The organism is Shewanella sp. FJAT-52076 (assembly GCF_019457455.1).
GTDB lineage: Bacteria > Pseudomonadota > Gammaproteobacteria > Enterobacterales > Shewanellaceae > Shewanella > Shewanella zhangzhouensis.
In genome coordinates, this window is record NZ_CP080415.1 from 2,467,889 (window position 1) to 2,490,638 (window position 22,750).

Here is a 22,750-nt window from a genome sequence, read left to right on the forward strand (position 1 = left end):
CAAATAAAGCCATTCCATTAAGGAGCTTATCAATGGAACTTTCTGCACTGACAGCCATCTCCCCGGTCGACGGCCGCTATGGCAGCAAAGCCGCCGAACTGCGTGGGATCTTCAGCGAGTTCGGTCTCACCAAGTATCGTGTTCAGGTTGAAATCAACTGGCTCAAGCTGTTGTCCAGCTGTCCTGAAATCGAAGAAGTTCCGCCATTCAGTGAAGAGGCCCTGGCCCTGCTCGATGGCATCAAAGACAACTTCAGCGAAGCCGGAGCCCTGCGCGTTAAAGCCATTGAAGCCACCACCAACCACGACGTTAAAGCCGTGGAATACTTCATCAAAGAGCAGTTCGGTAACAACAGTGAGCTGAAAGCCGTCGATGAATTTGTGCACTTTGCCTGTACCTCAGAAGATATCAACAACCTGTCACATGGCCTGATGCTGAAAGAAGCCCGTGAACTGGTGCTGGTGCCTTACTGCCAGAAAATCATCGACGCCATCAAGGCACTGGCCAAGACCTACAAGAGCGTGCCCATGATGTCACGCACCCACGGTCAGCCAGCCTCTCCTACCACGCTGGGTAAGGAAATGGCCAACGTGGTTGTGCGTCTTGAGCGCCAGCTTGCCCACATCAAAGCCGTCGAAATCCTGGGTAAAATCAACGGCGCCGTAGGTAACTACAACGCTCACCTGTCTGCCTACCCAGAAGTGAACTGGCATGCCCTGTCTCAGCGCTTTGTGACCAGCCTGGGCCTGAACTGGAACCCTTACACCACGCAAATCGAGCCGCACGATTACATCGCCGAGCTGTTCGATGCCGTGGCCCGTTTCAACACCATCGTGATTGACTTCGACCGTGACATCTGGGGTTACATCGCCCTGGGTCACTTCAAACAGAAGACCATCGCCGGTGAAATCGGCTCGTCCACCATGCCGCACAAGGTTAACCCAATCGACTTCGAAAACTCCGAAGGCAACCTGGGTATCGCCAATGCGCTGATGCAGCATCTGGCCTCCAAACTGCCCGTATCACGCTGGCAGCGCGACCTGACCGACTCCACCGTTCTGCGCACCCTGGGCGTGGGTATTGCCCACAGCATCATCGCCTATCAGGCGACCCTGAAAGGGATCAGCAAGCTGGAAGTGAACGAAGCGAGTCTGGCCGCAGAGCTGGACAGCAACTGGGAAGTGTTGGCTGAGCCGGTACAAACCGTGATGCGCCGCTACGGCATTGAAAAGCCGTACGAGAAGCTCAAAGAGCTGACCCGTGGCAAGCGTATCGATGGCCCACAACTGGCCGCCTTTATCGATGGCCTTGCGCTGCCAGAGCCTGTGAAGGCCGAGCTGAAGCTGATGACCCCGGCAAGCTACATCGGCCGCGCCGAAGCCTTCGTGGACGATTTGAATTAATCCACTTTAACGGAGAGGCGGCAAGGGAAACCAAGCCGCCTTTTTTAACACTATGTATAAGCTCAATTTTGATATTCAGGCGTTCCTCGCCAATGACTGGCAACAGGCCCCCAAAGTATTCAAAGGTGCTTTCCCTGACTTTGAAGATCCCATTGCCGCTGACGAACTCGCGGGCCTGGCCTGTGAAGAAGAAGTGTCCAGCCGCGTGGTTGTCACCAAGGGTAACGACTGGGAAGTGATTTCCGGCCCCTTCGAAGACTACGACAGGTTTGGTGAGACCCATTGGCAGCTCCTGGTGCAGGCCGTAAACCACTGGTACCCGGAATCCCAGCCGCTGGTGGAAGCCTTTCGCTTTTTGCCGGACTGGCGCTTTGATGACCTGATGGTGTCTTTCGCCACCCCGCAGGGCGGCGTGGGACCTCACATCGACAATTACGATGTGTTCATCATTCAAGGCGAAGGGCAGCGCCGCTGGACCGTTGGTCCCAAGGGCAACTACCAGCGCCGCGGTGGTGTAACGACCTCTCCCCTGATTGAAGACTTTGAGCCCATTATCGATGTGGTGCTGGAAAAAGGTGATGTGCTTTATATCCCGCCCGGCTTCCCCCATCAGGGTGAAACCCTGACTCTGGCACTCTCTTATTCCATGGGTTATCGCGCCCCCAGCCAGCAGGAGCTTGCGGGACAAATTGCCGATCAACTGATGGATGAAGACAAGGGGCACAAGCGCTTTATCGCCGTGGATGGCGCTGCGAGCCACGGCACTGTGAGCCTGGCTGAGCAGCAAGGCATTATGCAGCTTATCCGCGACCTGTGTGATGACGCCGATAACGTCGTGAAGGTGCTCGGTAAACTCTTAAGCCAGAACCGCTTCGACCTTGATATCCAGGAAGATGAAAGCATCGATGCCGACGCCCTGGTTGAGGCTCTGGACGATGGGGCTGTGCTGATGCGAATTGGCGGCCTTAAGGTGCTCAAAATGGAAGGCGACAGCCAGGCAAGGCTCTTTGTAGCCGGCGAGAGTGTGATAATTGAAGGCGCTTCGGAAGAAGAGCTCATCGAGGTATCCAACTCAGTCATCGTTAACGCTGAGCTGGCGCTGCTGCCACACTGGCAGGGCTTTTTTGTACAGATGCTGCAAAAAGGCTATTTTTATCTCGGCGAAGACTGAATGCCTGACGGAACCTTGTCGACTCTGTAAACAGTTTCGCGACGACTCAGCCAACTAATCAAAAAGGCACCTTAAGGTGCCTTTTCTGTTTCTGAGGTTGCTGCACTGGCTGGCAGTTTCAGGCTTAGCCCCAGAGTTTGTCATCCTGCTGGATTTGATACAGGCTCTGGGCGCGGGAAATCAACATGTTGGCAAACTTGGCCTGTGTTGGGTCTTGTGCCGCGCCTGACTGGATCAGATTCTCAGCTTTTAGTTGCCACATCATGGAGAAATGTTTCAGTGCATCACGGGCGGTTTGCGCTACTTTGACATCGACATAATCGGTTGGCAGGTCACCAGACATCACCCAGTAAGTTTGTTTGGCAGGCTTTTGTGCTTCCATCTTCCACACCGCAACGTAAGGCACCAGATAACGGCTTTCGTCGATCAGTACTTTACCGGGTAAAATACCCTTTTCAGCCAGAAAACGGTTGGCTTTTTGGAACTGGGTACGCACCCACTCCTGGCGCAGCGCTTCGGGATCCTGTGCTGCTGTTTCAACCTGGGGTTCTTGGGTTTGCTCAGTCATACTTCTTTCCTATCTTATTGTTATACCGCACAATCTAACACTGAGAATGAGCGTATCAATCCGCACTGGATGCTGGGAGACTGCCATAACTTTACGTTGACGTAAAGTGGAAAGCAAAATTGCCACGGAGATCACAAATAATCCACTGGCGGGCTTTGTTGAGAGTATCCCTAAATGCTATGGTTCGGCAATAAATATAACGACCGCAGGTAGCCGCCTGCGGCTTTTTATTAGCAATGCGGAGATCTGCAACGTGGCTGTATTCAATCATGTATCTTATGACGAACATGAACAGGTTGTTTTCTGTCATGACAAAGAGAGTGGCCTGAAGGCAATTATTGCCGTGCACAATACCAATCTGGGCCCTGCGGTGGGTGGTTGCCGCATGTGGAACTACCAGTCTGACGAAGAAGCGCTGAACGACGTGCTTCGCCTCTCCCGCGGCATGACCTATAAAAATGCCCTTGCCGGTCTGACTATGGGTGGTGGCAAGTCAGTAATTATTGCCGATCCCAAGACCCAGGACAGAGAAGCCCTGTTCCGTGCCTTTGGCCGCTTTATCAACACCCTTGGCGGCAAGTATTATTCCGCTGAAGACGTGGGCACCACCACGGCTGACATCATGATTGCCCACCAGGAAACCCCATACATGGCCGGTCTGGAAGGTAAGAGTGGCGACCCATCTCCTTTCACTGCCCTGGGTACCTTCCTTGGGATCAAAGCTGCCGTTAAGCATCAGCGCGGTCTTGACAGCCTCAAGGGGCTGAAAATTGCCGTTCAGGGCGTGGGCCACGTTGGCTATTACCTGTGTAAGCACCTGCACGAAGAAGGCGCAGAGCTTATCGTGACAGACATTCATCAGGCGTCTCTGGACAAGGTTGCCACCGAGTTTGGTGCGGCCATTGTTGCTCCACAGGACATCTACTCTCAGGACGTCGATATCTACGCTCCTTGCGCACTGGGTGCCACCATTAACGACGCCACCCTGCCACTGCTCAAGGCCAAGATTGTGGCCGGTTGTGCCAACAACCAGCTGGCAGAGCCACGTCACGGCCAGATGCTGAAAGACATGGGTATCCTCTACGCCCCTGACTATGTCATTAACGCCGGCGGTATCATCAACGTGTCGTTCGAAAACGATTACGATGCAGCCAGGTCGACCGCCAAAGTCGAGAAGATTTACGACACCCTGCTGACCATCTTCGCGGCCGCTGATGAGCAAAACCGCACCACAGGTGCCGTTGCCGACGAAATGGCCCGCGCCATTATCGACGCCGCCCGTAAATAATTCAGTCAATTCAAAAACACAGGGGAAACCATTTCGGTTTCCCTTTTTTGTGCCTGCATTTTGTCATCTTTCGCCAGTAAGATTTTTTTCAGATTAAATTTAAAAGCAACTCATGGGGATATGGCGTTTCCAAGCCAAAGCATAACTTTTCGTGTGGAAATGGTCGGGATCCTTTGCTTGACTTAAACACTCCCCCAAGGTGCAGGAGAGCATCATGATCTGTTTCAAGTACAGCCTGAATCAGGATTCTGTCGAGTTGCAGGCAAGCGATTGGAGTGGCCTGGAGCGCGTCTACGTCAACGGAGAGATGGTCTCAAGTAAACTGAATTTTGGCGGGCAGAGTGAGCATCAGGTGCCGTTAAAGGATGGAAACAAGGCTAAGTTTCAATTGTTTATCGATCCCCAAACGGAAGAGGTCATGTGCCGTATCTATAAAAAGGGACAGCTGGTCGCAAGCCTGAAACAAGGGCAAGAAAATCTGTCGCGTGCGCAAAACCTGCTGTGGCAGTCTTTGTTGGGCGTCGGCATGTTGGGGGGACTGGTGATGTTAGTGGTGCACTGAGGACATTATCATCTGGCGGGCCCCAAAGCCGTGCTTCGCCTCGTTCGGGAATGACACAGCCGAGGAATACCACTCACAAAAAGACCGGCAAAGCGCCGGTCTTTTTGCAAACTGAGATGTCTTTTGACGAAAAGCAGCATCACTCCGTATGATTTATCTTGTTCAGCAATTTCATCAGCAAATCTTGTTCTTCCACGTCCAGCTCGGCCATAAACTTGTCATTCACCCGCTCGGCCTCACGGATAAGATCCTGCTCAAGGGCTTTGGCTTCGTCTGTCAGAAAAATCTTGAAGGCGCGGCGATTATCCGCTTCCTGATGCCGCGTAATGAGCCCCTGTACCTGAAGCTGATCCAACAGGCGGGTCATGGTGTAATTGGCCACGTCACAGCGACGTGACAATTCGGTTTGGGTAATGCCTTCTTCCTGCCAAAGCGCAAACAATACCGGCCAGAGTTTAATGTCCAGCTGATAGCGCTTCAGGCGTTGATCCAGCTCATTGGCAATGGCCACATTGAGATGGGACACCAAATAACCAAGACTCTCCTGACGATTCAAACAGCACCTCCCGTCGTTCAAGCTGCTGGCCAGAAATCACAGCCACCTTCTTAATACTATCACCGAAAGCACAATACACTAGCGGCCCTGCGCAAATTCAGTCTTTGTCAGACAGGAGTAATTCAGCATACCGATAGAAGCAGGAACGGCTCATGCTGCCTGTTTTCAAATTGGGAAGATAGATAAAAACGCCCTCTTCCATCAAGGAGATATCTGCTTTGTCTACTCGATACTGGCTTCCCAACACACAGGTAAGGAGAAACTGGTCTGCCTGTATTTCAAAATCCACGATCACCACAGGCGTCCTGGCTACCGTCACCTTGACTCTCTCTGCCGGTGTAACCAGGGCCCAGCCACCACTATCGGGCCTGAGGATACCCATAAAGAGCCGGGCAAACTTTTCGGGTAAGGGTTCTCCCTGATAGTGCCATCGCCCGGCTTCATCAATGGTAAAAAGCGGCTGCTCGCTGCAAAAGGTCGGCATCAGCATATTCTCCATGGCCGTAAAAGCGTCGGCCTCGGGGGTCCTGTCCTGAGTAATGGTGTTGGCTGACTGAGTCTGAGGGTCAGGCATCTGCGTCATGATGTGCGTCTTCGTTCCCATTATTAGTCTTGTTATTCAGGCTAAACCGGGGTGGCATAAATCGGAAGCAAAAAGCCCCTTCACTCGGTGAAAGGGCTTGTATTCGGTTGAGGCGTTTAGCTCAAATAAAGCCGTCTACTCAAATAAGCTCCAGCAAGGCTTCCAGTGGGTGCTTTGGACGGAATCCCGAGAAGCGCTTTACCTGTGAGCGGCAGGAGTAACCGGATACCAGGATCTCTTCCCTGGAAGTACCATTAATCCCCTCTTTCCAGGACATATCGTAGAGCGTTTGCGAGCGCTCAAGGTTATCCAGCTCGTGGCCATAGGTGCCCGCCATGCCGCAGCAGCCAAGGTTCTTGACCTTAAGGGTCGCGCCGAATCTGGCAAAGATTGCGCTCCATTCTTTGGCTGTGCCCGGCTTGGCGGTGGACTCGGTGCAGTGGCTGAACCAGGTGTAGGCGCGGCCAGACGACTCACGCTGCGGCAGTTCACTCAGCACCTCCATCAACCACTCGTTGGCGAGCTTGATATTGAAGTCACCGCGATCGTTACCGAGTGCCACCTTGTACTCATCCCGGTACACCAATACCATGGCCGGATCCACACCCACCATGGGCATTCCAAGCTTACTGAGTTCATTGAAAAAGGCCGATGCCGAGCCTGCGGTTGCAGCAAACTTATCAAGGAAGCCTTTGATATGGGCAGGCTTGCCGTTGGGTTTGAATGGCAACAGCACCGGTTTAAAGCCAAGCTTTTCAATCAGCTTCACGAAGTGATACACCAGACCTGCATCATAGAAGCTGTTGAATGGGTCCTGCGCCACCAATACATAACGGCTACGCTCGGCGGCCGGAATACGTTTCAGTGACTCAAGGTCATACCCCAGACTCTGATGGCTCTCAAGCCTTTGGGTCAAAGTAGGCACGGACAGCTTGGGCGCATCCACATAGCCGATGGCCTTCTTGATAACCCACTGTGACAGACTGTTTTGCGACAGCGCATTCACCAGTTTCGGCGCCTTGGCCATCAGCGGCAGCGCATCTTCGATACCGGCCACCAGATAATCTTTAGGCGGGCGCAGATAACGCTGATAGTAAATATTGAAAAACTGGGCGCGAAACTTGGGCACATCCACCTTCACCGGACACTGACCCGAGCATGCCTTACAGGCAAGACAGCCCTTTAAGGATTCCATCACCTCGTGGGAATAATCGTACTCTTCCTTGGCTTTTAAGGTATTTTGCGCCCGCTGCAGTAGCCCAAGGGGCTTGGATTTGGCAAGCTGCTCCACATCCACGCCTTCGGCTTCCAAAAGCCTTAACCACTCGCGCATCAGCGACGAGCGGCCCTTGGGAGATTGAATACGGTCGCCGGTTACCTTAAATGACGGGCACATGGGTGAATAGGCCGAGTAGTTAAAGCACAGACCGTTGCCGTTGCAGTTCATCACATCGGGGAAGGCTTCGCGCACTTTAACGGGAATTTGCCTGTCGAAGCTGCCACGCTTGGCGCTGTCGACATTGTAAAACAGCTCACCCTTGTCCTTTGGCGCCACCAGCTTGCCGGGATTGAGGCGATTGTCAGGGTCAAACCAGCCCTTGATGTCCTGCAGCACGCCGTAAAGCTCGTCGCCAAACACCGCCGGACCATACTCGCCGCGCACACCCTTGCCATGCTCGCCCCACATCAGGCCACCGTATTTAAGGGTAAGCGCCGCCACTTCATCGGAAATGGTGCGAAGGAGCTGTTCATCCACGACGTCGCACATGTCCAGCGCGGGGCGTACGTGCAGCACACCCGCATCCACATGGCCGAACATGCCGTATTGCAGCTTATGGCCATCGAGCAGCGCACGAAACTCCATAATAAAGTCGGCAAGCTTCTCAGGCGGCACCGCAGTGTCTTCGGCAAAGGCGATAGGTTTGCGACTGCCTTTCGCGGCGCCCAAGAGGCCCACCGCCTTTTTGCGCATGGCGTAGATTTTTTCGATGCTGCCTTTGTCGTGAGTGCTTTGAAAGCCCACCACGCCGCACTCGCCATTTTCGATTTGCTGAGCAAGCACAGCTTCGAGCGCCGCCAGTTTGGCGTTTACCTCGGCTTCATCGCCGGCAAACTCCACCATATTGAGGCCATCGATATGCTTGCCGGGCACGTCCTGAATAAGCTCACTCACCGAGTGCCAGACGATATCTTCACGGGCAAGGCCAAGCACCTTGGAGTCGACAGTTTCCACGACTGTGGCATTGGCAGCCACCAGTGACGGTGCATGACGCAGCGCCGACTCGAAAGAATCGTATTTGATATTGACCATGGCCCGCTGCTTGGGCAGCGGCGTGAGATTCACCTTAGCTTCGGTGAGAACGGCCAGGGTGCCTTCGGAGCCGGTAAGAATACGGCTTAAATCGAACTGACTGAGCTCATCGTTCCACACATGCTCCAAATCGTAACCGGTCAAAAAGCGGTTGAGCCGGGGGAAGCGGGTTTTCACCAGCTCGCGCTTGTCGCGGCACACGGCGGAGATATTGGCAATCAGCTTACCGGCAAGGCTGGTGCTGTCCACCGCACCCAGGTTTTCGGCGGCCATCGGGGCTGAATCCAGTACAGAGCCATCGATAAGCACGCTCTTGAGGCCCAGCACATGGTCTGACGTTTTGCCGTACACCAGCGAGCCTGCGCCCGAGGCATCGGTGTTAATCATGCCGCCCAGGGTGGCGCGGTTGGAGGTCGACAAATCGGGGCTGAAGAAAAAGCCATGGGGCCTTAAGGCATCGTTGAGGGCATCTTTCACCACACCGGCCTGTACCCGTGCCCAGCCTTCCTCGGCGTTGACTTCCAGCACCTTGTTCATATGGCGCGATAAATCGAGGATAAGCCCGTGGGTCAGCGACTGACCATTGGTGCCGGTGCCGCCGCCGCGAGCACTGAATACCACCTCGCGGAACTCGTTTTTGGCGGCGAGCTGCATCACCCGCTGCACATCCAGCGTACTCTTGGGATAGAGCACAGCCTGAGGCAGAAACTGGTACACAGAGTTATCGGTAGCCTGCACTATGCGGGCGCTGTAACGGGTATCTATCTCGCCGTCAAAATCAGCGGCAAGGGCCTCGAGAAAGGCCAGATAAACGGGTTCCAGGGTTTGCTGGTGAGAAAGCAGGGGTAACATGCACGGCATCTGTGTTGTTGTTTTATGCGGGCATTATAAACAAAAAAAAGCCGCTAAAAAGCGGCTTTTGTTACACATCGGTAAAAAGGGGCGCCGGTGGCGCCGACCTTCTCAGAATGTGGCTATCTTTGTCCGGATTAACCAAGGGTTTTGCCCGGATTAACCGTGGGCCTCGGCCAGGTACAGCCAGGTATCGATGACTGTGTCAGGGTTCAGCGACACGGTATCGATGCCCTGCTCCACCAGCCAGGCTGCGAAGTCGGCGTGATCTGATGGACCCTGACCGCAAATACCCACGTAAGCACCCTTGGCCTTGGCAGCCTTGATGGCCATGGCCAGCAGGGCCTTAACGGCTTCGTTACGTTCATCGAACAGGTGGCTGATGATGCCGGAGTCACGGTCCAGACCCAGAGTCAGCTGAGTCAGGTCGTTAGAGCCGATGGAGAAACCATCGAAGTGCTCCAGGAACTGCTCGGCCAGCAGGGCGTTGGATGGCAGCTCGCACATCATGATAACGCGCAGACCATCTTTACCACGCTCCAGACCTTCCTGTTTCAGGAGTTCAATCACCTGCTCGGCTTCACCCAGGGTGCGCACGAATGGGATCATGATTTCTACATTCTTCAGGCCCATGTCGTTGCGAACACGCTTGATAGCTTCACACTCGAGGGCGAAACAGTCGCGGAACGACTCGGAGATATAACGGCTGGCACCGCGGAAGCCCAGCATTGGGTTCTCTTCTTCCGGCTCGTAGCGATCACCACCCACCAGGTTGGCGTATTCGTTTGACTTAAAGTCAGACATACGCACGATCACCTTCTTCGGATGGAAGGCCGCAGCAATAGTGGCGATACCTTCAACCAGACGGGCTACATAGTACTCAACTGGCGAGTCGTAACCGGCGATCATCTCGTTGATTTCTTCCTGCAGGGCAGCTTCCTGCTGGTTGAACTCGAGCAGTGCCTTGGGGTGAATACCAATCATGCGGTTGATGATGAACTCAAGACGGGCCAGACCCACACCCTCGTTTGGCAGACGGGCGAAGTCGAAGGCGCGGTCAGGGTTACCCACGTTCATCATTATCTTCATTGGCAGATCAGGCATGGAATCCACGCGGCTGGAGATCACTTCGAACTCCTGCTTGCCATCGTAGATGTAACCAGTGTCACCTTCGGCGCAGGATACAGTGACCATCTGGCCATTCTGAATACGGTCAGTCACGTCACCACAACCTACTACGGCTGGCACACCCAGTTCACGGGCGATAATCGCAGCGTGACAGGTACGGCCACCACGGTTGGTCACGATGGCGCTGGCGCGCTTCATGATAGGTTCCCAATCCGGATCGGTCATGTCGGTAACCAGTACATCGCCTGGCTGGATTTTGTCCATCTCTTCGATGGAGTTCAGTACCTTGGCAACGCCGGAGCCCACCTTGTGACCGATGGCACGGCCTTCGCTGATCACAGTGCCGCGGCTCTTCAGGTGGTAGCGTTCAATCAGTTGAACGTCTTCACGTGAACGTACGGTTTCAGGACGGGCCTGAACAATGTACAGCTTGCCATCGTTGCCATCTTTGGCCCACTCGATGTCCATTGGACGACCGTAGTGCTTCTCGATGATGATGGCCTGCTTGGCAAGCTCCATCACTTCTGCATCATTAATGGAGAACTGACGACGGTTTTCCACGCTCACATCTTCAATTTTCACCTGCTTACCGTGTGAAAGATCGTCTGAGTAGACCATCTGGATAAGCTTGGAACCGATGTTGCGGCGTACCACGGCCTGATGGCCGGCGGTCAGGGTTGGCTTATGAACGTAGAATTCGTCAGGGTTAACGGCGCCCTGCACCACCATTTCGCCCAGACCGTAAGATGAGGTCACGAATACCACATCATCGTTACCGGATTCGGTGTCGATGGTAAACATTACGCCAGAGGCAGCTTTGTCAGAACGCACCATGCGCTGCACACCGGCAGACAGGGCCACACCGCGGTGGTCGTAACCCTGGTGAACGCGGTAAGAAATCGCGCGGTCGTTAAACAAAGACGCAAATACGTGCTTGATAGCCACCAATACGGCATCGTAACCCTTCACGTTCAGGAAGGTTTCCTGCTGACCGGCGAAAGAGGCATCAGGCATGTCTTCGGCTGTGGCAGAGGAACGTACGGCAAAGGAGGCTTCGGTGGTTTCACCGGAGAGTTTGTCATAGGCCTCGTGGATGGCCTTTTCGAGTTCGGGTTGGAAAGGGGTTTCGATAACCCACTGTCTGATCTGTGCACCCACTTTCGCCAGTGCGTTAACATCGTCGACGTCCAGAGTGTCAAGGATGTCATAAATCTTCTGGTTTACTCCGCTTTGCTCAAGGAACTCATTGAATGCATGAGCCGTGGTTGCAAAGCCACCGGGGACTTGAACACCTGCGTTGGCCAGATTACTGATCATCTCGCCCAGTGAAGCGTTCTTGCCGCCAACTCTGTTGACGTCGCCCATGCCCAATTCCTGATACCAGAGTACATATTGCTGCACAGTTCTATCTCCGCATGTTTATTTAGTTGTCCCCTTCACACCGGGGCAGCGGCATTTTACACTTCGGGGCATTAAGCGTAAATCTATAATTTTATTTGTAATTTTATTACTACATGAGGTTGGTATGGCTCGTAAAGTTTTCTACATTTCCGATGGAACGGCGATCACAGCAGAAGTTTTCGGCCATGCAGTACTTTCACAATTTCCTATGGAATTTGAAGCAATTACCATTCCATTTGTCGAAACCAACGCCAAAGCAGAAGCGGTAAAAAAGCAGATAAATGATAGTTTTATTACAACAGGAGAGCGGCCTCTGGTATTTCATTCCATCGTAAAGCCGGAGATCAGAGATGTTATCTATTCCAGTGAAGGACTGGATTATGACTTTTTGAACACCTTCGTGGCACCACTTGAGCAACAATTGGGCGTCAGTGCGGCACCTGTGCTGCATCGTACCCATGGCAAAGCCAATCACAGCTACGAAGCCCGTATCGATGCCATTAACTTCGCCATGGAAAACGATGACGGCCAAACCTTAAAACACATGGACAAAGCCGACATTATCCTGCTCGGCGTATCACGCTGCGGCAAAACCCCGTCCAGCCTGTATCTGTCAATGCAGTTTGGTATTAAAGCGGCAAATTACCCTTTTACTGAGGATGACATGGACAGCTTAAAGCTGCCTGAAGCACTCAAGCGTAACAAACACAAGTTATTTGGTCTGACTATCGATCCGGTGCGTTTGCAGGAAATTCGCCAGAGCCGGATGGAGAACAGCCGCTACTCCTCTTTGCGCCAATGTCGGATGGAAGTAAAGGAAGTGGAAATGATGTTTAAGAAGGAACGCATTCCTTATATAGACACCACCAATCACTCGGTGGAGGAAATCGCCACCAAAATCCTCGACATGACAGGTATGGAGCGTCATATGTTCTAAGATTGGCCGCTTCGGTCAATCGGATCTAACTTAAATCAATTTCGTTGCACAGTTGTCGATTAATTACACAATCGGCACTGTGCAGCCCGTCACTATTGGTTATAATCCGGTTCAATCTGGCGATAAGCCCGCACCAAACCGGTATGCTGAATGACGATTAAGACTGACGAACTACGTACATCCCTTCTTTGTAAAGTAATTTCACCTTCACAACTGGCCGCAGAATACCCGCTGACGCAGGAAGCGGCTGACTATCTGGTTGCCCAGCGCCGTGAGGTGGAAGCCATTCTGACCGGTCAGGATCCTCGCCTTCTGGTGATCATCGGCCCCTGCTCTATTCACGATACCGAAGCTGCGCTGGAATATGCCGGACGTCTGGCAAAGTTGCACCATGAACTGAAAGACGATTTGTGCATCCTGATGCGGGTGTATTTTGAAAAGCCGCGTACCATTGTGGGCTGGAAAGGGCTGATTTCAGACCCGGATCTGGACGGCAGCTTCAGTGCAAACAAAGGGCTGCGCTTGGCCCGTCATCTGCTGCAGCAAATTACCGAGCTTAAACTGCCTATCGCCACCGAGTTTTTGGATATGGTGAACGGTCAGTACATCGCCGACCTTATTACCTGGGGTGCCATCGGTGCCCGTACCACCGAAAGCCAAATCCACCGCGAAATGGCCTCGGCGTTGTCTTGCCCAGTCGGCTTTAAAAACGGCACGGACGGCAATATCAATATCGCCGTGGATGCCGTGCGCGCCGCCAAGGTGCCGCACATCTTTTACTCACCGGATAAAGATGGTCATATGTCGGTGTACCGTACCCACGGTAACCCTTACGGTCATATCATTCTGCGCGGTGGCAAGAACCCCAACTACGCCGCGGAGCATGTGCAAAAGGCCCATGAGCAGCTAAAAGCCACTGGCATCGACACCGGCATGGTAATTGATTTCTCCCACGGCAACAGCCAAAAGCAGCATATGAAACAGCTGGAAGTAGCCGAAGATGTGATGACACAAATTCGCGCCGGTTCCACCGCCATCGCCGGGATCATGGCCGAAAGCTTTATCGAAGAAGGCAATCAGAGCGTGGTGGAAGGTCAGCCGCTTTGCTACGGCAAGTCCATTACCGATGCCTGCCTGAGCTGGGGCGATACCGAGCCGCTGCTGCGCAATCTCGCCGCCGCTGCACGGGTACGCCGCGAGCTGAAAAAATAAGTCACTTACATCTTATGCACTATAAAAGCCTCCATAGGGAGGCTTTTTTGTTATCTGTCATCCGAGCCCAATATTCATACTGGCACCACACAAGGTCAGTTAACAAGCTGGCTTAGTGCACCCATGGCAATTCACCCCACTTCAGGTCGATTCAGGGCAATTCCAGTCCTTAGTCCATGACAGCAAACCAGCGAAAAGGCTATACTGCGCGCCTTTTGAGTAAACTTCAGATTTGTCTGCATAACCCCAAGGTTGCCGTATGCCACTGACTGACACCCAGCCTCAATTTCCTGAGGCCATTGCCCGCCGTATTGACGCCTCTGAAGCACGCGTTATCAAAGCGGTTTTTCCGTCCAACACCAACCATCACAACACCCTGTTTGGCGGTGAAGCTCTCGCCTGGATGGATGAAACCGCCTTTATCGCCGCCACCCGCTTTTGCCGCAAAACCCTGGTCACTGTGAGCTCTGATCGCATCGATTTCAACAAAGCCATTCCTGCCGGCAGCCTGGCAGAATTGATTGCCCGGGTGATCCACGTGGGTAACACCAGCCTCAAGGTCGAAGTGAATATTTTCGTTGAAGACATGTACCAGGACAAAAGAGAGCATGCCATTCGTGGCGTCTTTACCTTTGTGGCAGTAGATGAAAATCGCAAACCCACCCAGGTATGGCCGCAGGACTAATTGCCGCTGCCACTAATGAGTATCTCAGGGGCAGTTGCACTGGCGCATCTGCCCCTGACAGCAAATACGACTTTAGTCTAACCCCAAAGAAAATTAACACATTCAAGGCAATAGCTCCGGATAAATCCATAGGATAATTGGGCATTCTTCTGTTACATTGGTTTTATTGCGCATCTGTGACGATAAGAAATATAACCGCATCATGAAGCTCGAGAATCTCAATGTGATCATTGCTGACGATCACCCCCTGTTTCGCAACGCCCTCAGGCAAGCCTTGTCCAGCGCCTTTGCCGATACCCGCTGGTTCGAAGCTGACAGTGCCGATGCACTGCAGTTGCTGCTTGATAAACCCGAGGTCGATTACGATCTGGTGCTGCTGGATTTGCAGATGCCAGGCTCCCACGGTTACTCAACCCTGATACATCTTCGCTCCCATTACCCGGATATCCCGGTGGTGGTGATTTCCGCCCACGAAGATGCTCAAACCATCAGTCGTGCCATCCATTATGGCAGCGCCGGTTTTATTCCCAAATCAGCCTCCATGGAAACCCTCACCGAGGCCATGAGTGCCGTACTCTATGGTGATATCTGGCTGCCCCAGGACATTGAACTGGTCAAGATAGAAGAAGACGGCACCGATCAGGTGGCGGGTAAACTTGCGGATCTTACCCCGCAGCAATACCGGGTATTGCAGATGTTTGCCGAAGGCCTGCTCAACAAACAAATCGCCTATGATTTAGGCGTGTCAGAAGCCACCATCAAGGCCCACGCCACCGCCATTTTCAGAAAGCTTGGGGTAAGAAACCGCACCCAGGCCGTGATTGCATTGCAGCAGCTTGAGATGGACAAGGTCGATTTGGGGCAAAGCCACTGAGACTTCTGAGCCATAAAGCCCCAGTCCCAGTTTCGACACCGTCATACACACAATAAAAAGGCCGCATTCATTGCGGCCTTTTTATTTCATCTGTCAGCCACGGAGGCTCTCACGCAGCTGATAATACAGCATGCCAATGGCCAACGCCTGATTACCAAACCATTCATTTAACGGAATGCGCCAGTGTTTCATGCCCGCAAAGAGGCCAAACTCACGCAGATCGCCATCAATGGCTTTGGCCATGATTTCTGACATGATGTGGCTCGTCGCTACCCCATGCCCCGAGTAACCCTGGCAGTAATAGACATGCTCGGAGACTTTGCCAAGCTGCGGAATGCGGTTAATCACAATCCCCGCCATACCGGCCCAGGAAAATTCGATTTCCACGCCTTTAAGACGCGGGAAGGTGCGTTCAATCGCAGGGCGCAGCTCTTCGGCCACATTCTTGGGGTCACGGCCACTGTAGTTGGTGCCGCCGCCGAACATTAACCGGTTATCCGCGGTAAGCCGATAATAATCCAGTACAAAACGACAATCATACACCGCAAGGTTGTGTGGATTGATTGCACTGGCCACTTCGTCGGATAAGCGTACTGTCGCGCAATTACCCAGGGATGCGGGAAATAACATGCCTCTGAGTTTCGGGCGTCCCAGCTTGTGATAGGCATTGCCGGCAATGAGCACCTTGTTTGCGGTAACGCTGCCAAAGGCTGTTTTCACCACGGGGCGCTGGCCCTCAACAATATCCAGCACCTGGGTGTCTTCGAAAATCTGTACCCCGAGACTTTCTGCCGCCCTCGCCTCACCGATACACAGATTTACCGAATGCAGGTGCATGTTCTTTTTGTTTAGCAAGCCACCATGGTAGAGGGGCGATTCGAGATACTGTGGCATCTCGTTCTTTTCGACCAATGACACCAGGTCGCCCATACCCCTTCGCTCTGCTTCATCCAACATGGATTTAAGCTCATTCATGTGCGCAGGTTTATAGGCTGTGTGCAAATGGCCATGGCGCAAATCGCAATCGATTTGGTACTTAGCTACCCGGTTTTTGATGATGTCGTGACCGCGCCAGCGCAGCGCCCAAACATAATCCTCAGCTTCTTCACCGATACGGTTTCTGAGCTGTTTGGTCATGGCTTGATCGCCGGACAGCGACCCTGTGACCTGACCACCGTTTCGGCCTGTTGCGCCCCAGGCTATCTTATTGGCCTCCAGCAGCACCACCTTGTAGCCCCGTTCGGCCAGTTCCAGTGCCGTGTTTACACCGGTAAATCCGCCACCGATCACTACCACATCCGCCTGAATTGCTTCAGTTAAGCGCGGATAGTCAGTTTCGTGTTTAATGGTGGCATTGTAATAAGAGCCGCAACGAGCTTGCATGGAGAGTCCTGTTGTTTTTTATTTTTTACGGATGTTAGCGATATATACAACAGAAGGTCAATGGGTGAACAGTAATTTGTTCACCCATTGGAAAACGTGTGAAAAGCCGGGCGTAAAAAACACCCGGTGATTGGACGTTAACGCATCACGTCCTGGAGCAGGGATTATTTCACCAAACTTGAAATCAATGCCCTGAGCGCCGCCGGTTTAACCATCTTCGCCATGTAGTGGTAGCCGCGGCGCTGTACGTCTTCCACCAAATCTTTACGGGTATTGGCGGTAATAAGAATGCCGGGCAAGTGCTCGCCATAGAGAGCACGTATCCCGTCCATGGCGTCCACACCATTCTGGCCATCATCCAGATGATAATCCGCCAGTACTATATCCGGCGCCAGCCCCTTGAGGCCCAGCTTGATACGGGCGTCACCGAGATCCCGCGCGCAGATGACCTCACACTGCCAGCGCCTGAGCAGGCTCTCAAGCCCGGCAAGGATAGCTTCTTCGTTGTCGATACAAAGCACCTTCACCCCGGCCAGCGGCTGCAGCACAGTGGGCCTGCGGGTTGGCACGGGCGCAGTGACGGTTTTACCAAGTGGCACAGAGATGGAGAACACCGAACCCCGGCCCAGCATAGAAGCCACCTTGATATCATGGCCGAGCACCTTGCTTATCCTGTCTGCAATGGCGAGCCCCAAGCCAAGACCACTGACGCCCTTGCTGTGTGGATTCGACAGCCGCTTGAACTCTTTGAAGATTTCGTGAAGTTCCCGCTCATCAATGCCGCACCCCGTGTCCAGCACCTGGATCTCAAGCTCACCGGGGCGATGGCGGCAGCCAAGCAGTACCCGTCCACCGCGGGCATAACGGTAAGCGTTGGTCAAAAAGTTTTGCAATACGCGCCTGAGCAGCGCCGGGTCAGAGTTGATGGTGACGCTGGACGACACCATGGCAAAACGAATCTGATTGTCTTTGCCCATGGCATCGAATTCGACCGCCAAACCGGAGAGAATATCCGATACCGCAAAATCCCGTCGGTTGACCTCTACCATGCCGGAGTCCAGCTTGGAGATGTCCAGGAGGTCGGTAAGCAACTCACCGGCGATTTTAAGCGAGCTGTTCACATGGGATAAGGTGGTGCGGGCCTCGTCATCGAGATTGCTGTACTGGGAAAGCGATGCCGTAAACAGTCGTGCTGCGTTCAGCGGCTGCATCAGATCATGACCCACTGCCGCCAAAAACCGGCTTTTTGAGGCGTTGGCCATCTCTTCCTGGGCCTTGGCTTCCAGCAGCTGGCTATTGAGCATGGCAAGCTCATAAGTCCGCTCTTTCACCCTGCTCTCCAGGGTTTCGTTGGATTCTTTCAGTGCCCGCTCCTGGGCGCGGTATTGGGTAATGTCGGTAAAGGTCATCACAAAACCGCCGTCTGGCATGGGGTTTCCCTGAATTTTTATCACCTTGCCGTCGCTGCGCTCCCGCTCAGAGGTGTGTGGCGTCCCGTTTCGCATATGCTGCACGCGCCGCTCTACCTGCTCTTCGATATCGCCAACACCACAGTATCCACGTGCGGCATTGAAACGAATGACTTCGTTGATGGGCATGCCCGGCTGCAGGAAGTTATCCGGATACTGATAAAGCTCACCGTAACGGGCATTCCAGGCCACCAGATTCAGGTCTTTATCCACCACGCTGATGCCTTCATAGGCGTGCTCAATTGCCCCTCTGAGCATTTCCTGACTCAGGATGACCTTGGAGGAGGCCTCATCCACCAACGACAGCACTTCATCCAGCGCCAGATCCCGCCCCGCAATAACTGAGTCGAGCACCAGCGCGGCACTGGATGCCCCAAGCACCCCGGACAGCAGGTGTTCTGTGTGGGCAATCAGCTCAGGTGATGCGGCCTTATTCCAGCTGTCACGGTTAACCGCTTCGGGGGAAAAGCGGCTGAAGCTTTCATAGGCCCGGGTGGGACTGACAAAACGGCTCACCAGAATCAGCAAGTCCTGCTGAGAGATGGGGCCGGTGCGGCGGTTACCGGCGGTTTTAAGCTCCCCCGGTGATACGAAGCTACTGGCCTGAATTCGCTCTACCACCCCGGCCCTGAACCAGATGGAGCCCAGCACATAGAATACCGAGTTCACCATGATGGCAAGCAGGGTGTCAGACACATTCGGGCTTATGTAAGACAGCAGCCACACATCCGATAACCCGGCGCTGGCCACGCGCTCACCCGCACCTTGCAGCAAAATCCACACCCAAAGCCCGAATCCCGCAGCCAGTCCCAAAAAGACGCCGGCGCGATTGCCGTGCTTCCAATAAAGGCCGCCCACCAGTGCGGGGGCGAGCTGCGCGAAAGCACCAAAGGCCAGCATGCCCAAATGAGCCAGTGAATCGCTGTCGGCAAGGTACAAAAACGACAGGTAACCTATGCCAAGGATGATGACTATCGCCAAGCGGCGGGCATTCAGCAGGAACTGAGAAAACTGGGCGAAGTTTTTCTTACGGATGCGGCCGCTTCTGAGCATCAGCGGCACCAGCCATTCGTTACTTATCATGATGGAGATGGTCACCACCGCCACTATCACCATACCAGTGGCGGCAGATAAGGTACCGAGAAGCGCGACAATGGCAAGGCCATCGGCATTGAGGGCCAGCGGCAGGTTAATCACATAACTGTCGGCGGGCACACTGTCACCAAGAAGCAGCTTACCCGCCAGGGCCAGCGGTGCCACAAATAGCCCGAAGAGGGCAATATAAACAGGGAATATCCAGCGGCCGCGGCGAAGGACACTTTCACCTGCACACTCCACCACCATCACGTGGAACTGGCGCGGCATACACAAAAAGGCGGCAATGCCTACGACCAGGTCCGGCAGTATGGATTCGAGTCTGAGTTTGGGATGTTGGATGATCCCGGCCTCATCCGCCTGTTGCCAGATGTCGGAGAAGCCATCAAAAACGCCGAAGCTGATAACCAGGCCCACCAACAAAAAAGCCGCCAGTTTCACCAAAGATTCGAAGGCGATGGCGAGCATCATCCCTGGATTGTGTTCCGTGGCATCAAGCTTTCTGGTACCAAAGAGGATGGCAAATACCGCCAGCACCACAGAAATAATCAGCGCCACACTCATGCCATCCAGGGGTTGGCCCGACTCCTGAAAGAGATTCAGTGACGCCACCATGGCCTTAAGCTGCAACGCGATATAAGGCATGATACCGAAGAGTGCGATTAGGGTAACCAGGGCCGCCAGCCCCTGAGACTTGCCATAGCGGGCGGCGATAAAGTCGGCCACCGAGGTGATGTTCTGCGCCTTGGATACCACCACCATTTTGCGCAGCATGCCAAAGCCGAAGGTGAAAATGAGTATGGGCCCGAGAAAAATAGGCAAAAACGACCAGAGGTCGCCCGCCGACTGGCCGACAGTGCCCAAAAAGCTCCAGGATGAACAATATACCGCCAGACTCAGACCATAAATCCAGGTTTGCAGCTTCTTGGTCACGCCACTGAACCAACGCTCGGCGCCCCATGCCAGAAGGAAGAGCAGAAAGACATAAAAAACCGCGATCACGGCAACAAAGAGGGTCAGATTCATAGTATGCTCATTTTTTTAGCCCATTGTGCCTTGAAAATTGTTGGAAATCCAGCCAACGACAAAGTTGCAAACAGCTAAAAAATAAGGAAAAAATCAAACTAGACCAAGGTCTAATAGTGTGTGAGGGGTGCCATGCCCATACTCAAGCTCACGCAACAAATTATAAAAGGGAAGCCCTATGAGCACGCAGTCTCTCTACTCAGTGCCCGCCGATATCGCCGCCAATGCACTGGTAAACAACGAACAATATCAAAAGATGTACCAGGAATCCGTCGCCAATCCCGAGGGTTTCTGGGGAGAGCATGCCAAACGCATCGATTGGATAAAACCTTTCACTCAGGTCAAGGACACTTCCTACGACGACCAGAACCTGTACATCAAATGGTTCCATGACGGCACTCTCAACGCCTCCGCCAACTGCCTCGACCGCCATCTGGCCACCAAGGGTGATGATATCGCCATCATTTGGGAAGGCGATGATGCCAGCGAGCAGCGCAAAGTCACCTATCGTGAACTGCACGCCGAGGTGTGTCAGTTTGCCAATGCCCTTAAGGCTGAAGGTGTAAAGCGTGGTGATGTCGTCACCATTTATATGCCCATGGTGGTCGAAGCGACCGTCGCCATGCTCGCCTGCGCCCGTATAGGTGCAGTGCATTCGGTTGTGTTCGGTGGTTTCTCACCCGACTCCATCGCATCCCGCGTCATTGATGGTAAATCCAAACTGCTTATTACCGCCGATGAAGGCGTTCGTGGCGGCCGTAAAATTCCGCTCAAAGGGAATATCGACGAGGCTTTGAATCGTCCCGATGTGACCACAGTGGAAACCGTTATCGTACTCAAACGCACCGGCGGCGCCGTAAACTGGGTCGAAGGCCGCGATAAGTGGTGGCATCAGGTAACTGACGCTGCCGCAACAGACTGCCCGGTTGAGGAAATGGGCGCCGAAGACCCGCTGTTCCTGCTGTATACCTCAGGCTCCACCGGTAACCCCAAGGGTGTACTGCACACCACAGGCGGGTATCTGGTTTACGCCTCCATGACCCACGAATATGTGTTTGATTACAAACCCGGTGAAGTGTACTGGTGTACTGCCGACGTGGGCTGGATCACCGGTCACAGCTACATGGTCTATGGGCCACTGGCCAACGGTGCCACCATCCTTATCCATGAAGGTATCCCCAATTTCCCAAGCCCTGCACGCCTGGGTGAAATCGTGGACCGTCATCAGGTCAATATCCTGTACACGGCCCCAACCCTTATCCGTGCGCTCATGGCCGAAGGCAAGCAGCACTTTGACAATTTCGATGGCAAATCGCTGCGCATCATGGGTTCTGTGGGTGAGCCCATCAACCCTGAAGCCTGGCGCTGGTACCATGAGGTGATTGGCCATGAACATTGCCCAATCGTGGATACCTGGTGGCAAACAGAAACCGGCGGCATCCTGATCACCCCGCTGCCAGGCGCCACTGATACCAAACCCGGCTCGGCCACCCGCCCCTTCTTTGGCGTACAGCCTGCACTGGTGGACAACGAAGGTAACATCCTTGAAGGCGCCACCGAAGGCAACCTGGTGCTGCTGGACTCCTGGCCCGGTCAGATGCGTACCGTCTACGGCGACCACGAGCGCTTTGTGCTGACCTATTTCAAGACCTTCCGCGGCATGTACTTCACCGGTGACGGTGCCCGCCGTGACGAAGACGGTTACTACTGGATCACCGGCCGTGTGGATGACGTGATTAACGTATCCGGCCACCGCCTCGGCACCGCCGAAGTGGAAAGCGCCCTGGTTGCACATGACCTGGTCGCCGAAGCAGCTGTGGTGGGTTATCCCCATGACATCAAGGGACAGGGTATTTATGCCTATGTCACCCTGACCAAGGGCACCGAAGCCACCGAAGAACTGCGTCAGGAGCTGCGTCAGTGGGTACGTAAAGAAATCGGCGCCCTGGCAACGCCCGATTTGATCCAGTGGGCCAACGGTTTGCCCAAGACCCGCTCCGGTAAAATCATGCGTCGCTTCCTGCGTAAGATTGCGGCAAACGAAATCACCAACCTGGGTGATGCTTCCACCCTGGCCGACCCATCAGTTATCGATACCCTTATCGAAAGCCGCTTGAATCGCGCCGACTAACCAACCTTTCTTCTCCTCGAGCTTGGCCCCTGAATAAGGGGCCTTTTTTTGCCTGAACTTCAACGCCCCCCCAACCCAAGGTGGTACAATCATCGCCTTTCATTCATGCGACACC

16 protein-coding genes are annotated in these 22,750 nt (G+C 53.8%); 9 read left to right on the top strand and 7 right to left on the bottom strand.

What is annotated here, in order from left to right:
• Positions 1–32: 32 nt before the first annotated feature.
• Both purB and K0H79_RS10675 read left to right on the top strand, forming a co-directional pair.
• Positions 33–1,403 carry an adenylosuccinate lyase gene (gene purB, locus K0H79_RS10670; RefSeq protein WP_220075783.1) on the top strand — a complete coding sequence of 457 codons (1,371 nt, stop codon included), beginning with the start codon at positions 33–35 and terminating at the stop codon, positions 1,401–1,403.
• Positions 1,404–1,455: 52 nt separating this feature from the next.
• Positions 1,456–2,574, top strand: a complete 1,119-nt coding sequence (locus K0H79_RS10675) for a cupin domain-containing protein (RefSeq protein WP_220075784.1) — start codon at positions 1,456–1,458, stop codon at positions 2,572–2,574.
• 124 nt (positions 2,575–2,698) lie between these two features.
• Here K0H79_RS10675 and K0H79_RS10680 read toward each other — a convergent pair whose 3' ends face one another.
• Positions 2,699–3,142 (bottom strand): DUF4826 family protein, encoded by a 444-nt coding sequence (locus K0H79_RS10680; RefSeq protein ID WP_220064819.1) that lies wholly within the window; start codon positions 3,140–3,142, stop codon positions 2,699–2,701.
• 253 nt (positions 3,143–3,395) lie between these two features.
• Here K0H79_RS10680 and K0H79_RS10685 point away from each other — a divergent pair, with 253 nt between their 5' ends.
• The gene (locus K0H79_RS10685; RefSeq protein WP_220075785.1) at positions 3,396–4,430 is read left to right on the top strand and encodes a Glu/Leu/Phe/Val dehydrogenase dimerization domain-containing protein; all 1,035 of its coding nucleotides are present in this window, start codon (positions 3,396–3,398) and stop codon (positions 4,428–4,430) included.
• Between the two features lie 214 nt (positions 4,431–4,644).
• Positions 4,645–4,992, top strand: coding sequence for a hypothetical protein (locus K0H79_RS10690; RefSeq protein ID WP_220064821.1), 348 nt, complete (start codon positions 4,645–4,647; stop codon positions 4,990–4,992).
• A gap of 139 nt (positions 4,993–5,131) precedes the next feature.
• Here the strand turns inward: K0H79_RS10690 and K0H79_RS10695 are convergent, their stop codons facing one another.
• The 4 genes from K0H79_RS10695 to ppsA all read right to left on the bottom strand — a co-directional run bounded on the left by K0H79_RS10695 (position 5,132) and on the right by ppsA (position 11,823).
• Positions 5,132–5,548: a MarR family winged helix-turn-helix transcriptional regulator gene (locus K0H79_RS10695; RefSeq protein WP_220064822.1), complete on the bottom strand. Its 417-nt coding sequence runs from the start codon at positions 5,546–5,548 to the stop codon at positions 5,132–5,134.
• Positions 5,549–5,645: 97 nt separating this feature from the next.
• Positions 5,646–6,152, bottom strand: a complete 507-nt coding sequence (locus K0H79_RS10700) for a DUF1285 domain-containing protein (protein WP_220075786.1) — start codon at positions 6,150–6,152, stop codon at positions 5,646–5,648.
• 118 nt (positions 6,153–6,270) lie between these two features.
• A complete protein-coding gene (locus K0H79_RS10705; protein WP_220075787.1) occupies positions 6,271–9,294 on the bottom strand; it encodes an FAD-binding and (Fe-S)-binding domain-containing protein in 3,024 nt (1,007 codons plus the stop codon).
• A 159-nt stretch (positions 9,295–9,453) separates the two neighbouring features.
• Positions 9,454–11,823, bottom strand: coding sequence for a phosphoenolpyruvate synthase (gene ppsA / locus K0H79_RS10710; RefSeq protein ID WP_220075788.1), 2,370 nt, complete (start codon positions 11,821–11,823; stop codon positions 9,454–9,456).
• A gap of 124 nt (positions 11,824–11,947) precedes the next feature.
• Between ppsA and K0H79_RS10715 the strand changes: the two genes are divergently transcribed.
• The 4 genes from K0H79_RS10715 (at position 11,948) to K0H79_RS10730 (ending at position 15,531) form a co-directional block, all read left to right on the top strand.
• On the top strand, positions 11,948–12,760 hold the full coding sequence (locus K0H79_RS10715) for a pyruvate, water dikinase regulatory protein (RefSeq protein WP_011760186.1): 813 nt from the start codon (positions 11,948–11,950) through the stop codon (positions 12,758–12,760).
• Positions 12,761–12,910: 150 nt separating this feature from the next.
• Positions 12,911–13,972 carry a 3-deoxy-7-phosphoheptulonate synthase gene (locus K0H79_RS10720; protein WP_220075789.1) on the top strand — a complete coding sequence of 354 codons (1,062 nt, stop codon included), beginning with the start codon at positions 12,911–12,913 and terminating at the stop codon, positions 13,970–13,972.
• A 259-nt stretch (positions 13,973–14,231) separates the two neighbouring features.
• Positions 14,232–14,657: an acyl-CoA thioesterase gene (locus K0H79_RS10725; RefSeq protein WP_220064827.1), complete on the top strand. Its 426-nt coding sequence runs from the start codon at positions 14,232–14,234 to the stop codon at positions 14,655–14,657.
• Positions 14,658–14,859: 202 nt separating this feature from the next.
• Positions 14,860–15,531: a response regulator transcription factor gene (locus K0H79_RS10730; RefSeq protein WP_220064828.1), complete on the top strand. Its 672-nt coding sequence runs from the start codon at positions 14,860–14,862 to the stop codon at positions 15,529–15,531.
• A 93-nt stretch (positions 15,532–15,624) separates the two neighbouring features.
• Here the strand turns inward: K0H79_RS10730 and K0H79_RS10735 are convergent, their stop codons facing one another.
• Positions 15,625–16,914, bottom strand: coding sequence for an FAD-binding oxidoreductase (locus K0H79_RS10735; protein WP_220075790.1), 1,290 nt, complete (start codon positions 16,912–16,914; stop codon positions 15,625–15,627).
• Positions 16,915–17,078: 164 nt separating this feature from the next.
• Entirely contained in the window at positions 17,079–20,504 is a 3,426-nt protein-coding gene (locus K0H79_RS10740) for a PAS domain-containing hybrid sensor histidine kinase/response regulator (RefSeq protein ID WP_220075791.1), read from the bottom strand.
• A gap of 178 nt (positions 20,505–20,682) precedes the next feature.
• Here K0H79_RS10740 and acs point away from each other — a divergent pair, with 178 nt between their 5' ends.
• Positions 20,683–22,635: an acetate--CoA ligase gene (gene acs / locus K0H79_RS10745; RefSeq protein WP_220075792.1), complete on the top strand. Its 1,953-nt coding sequence runs from the start codon at positions 20,683–20,685 to the stop codon at positions 22,633–22,635.
• Positions 22,636–22,750 lie beyond the last annotated feature (115 nt).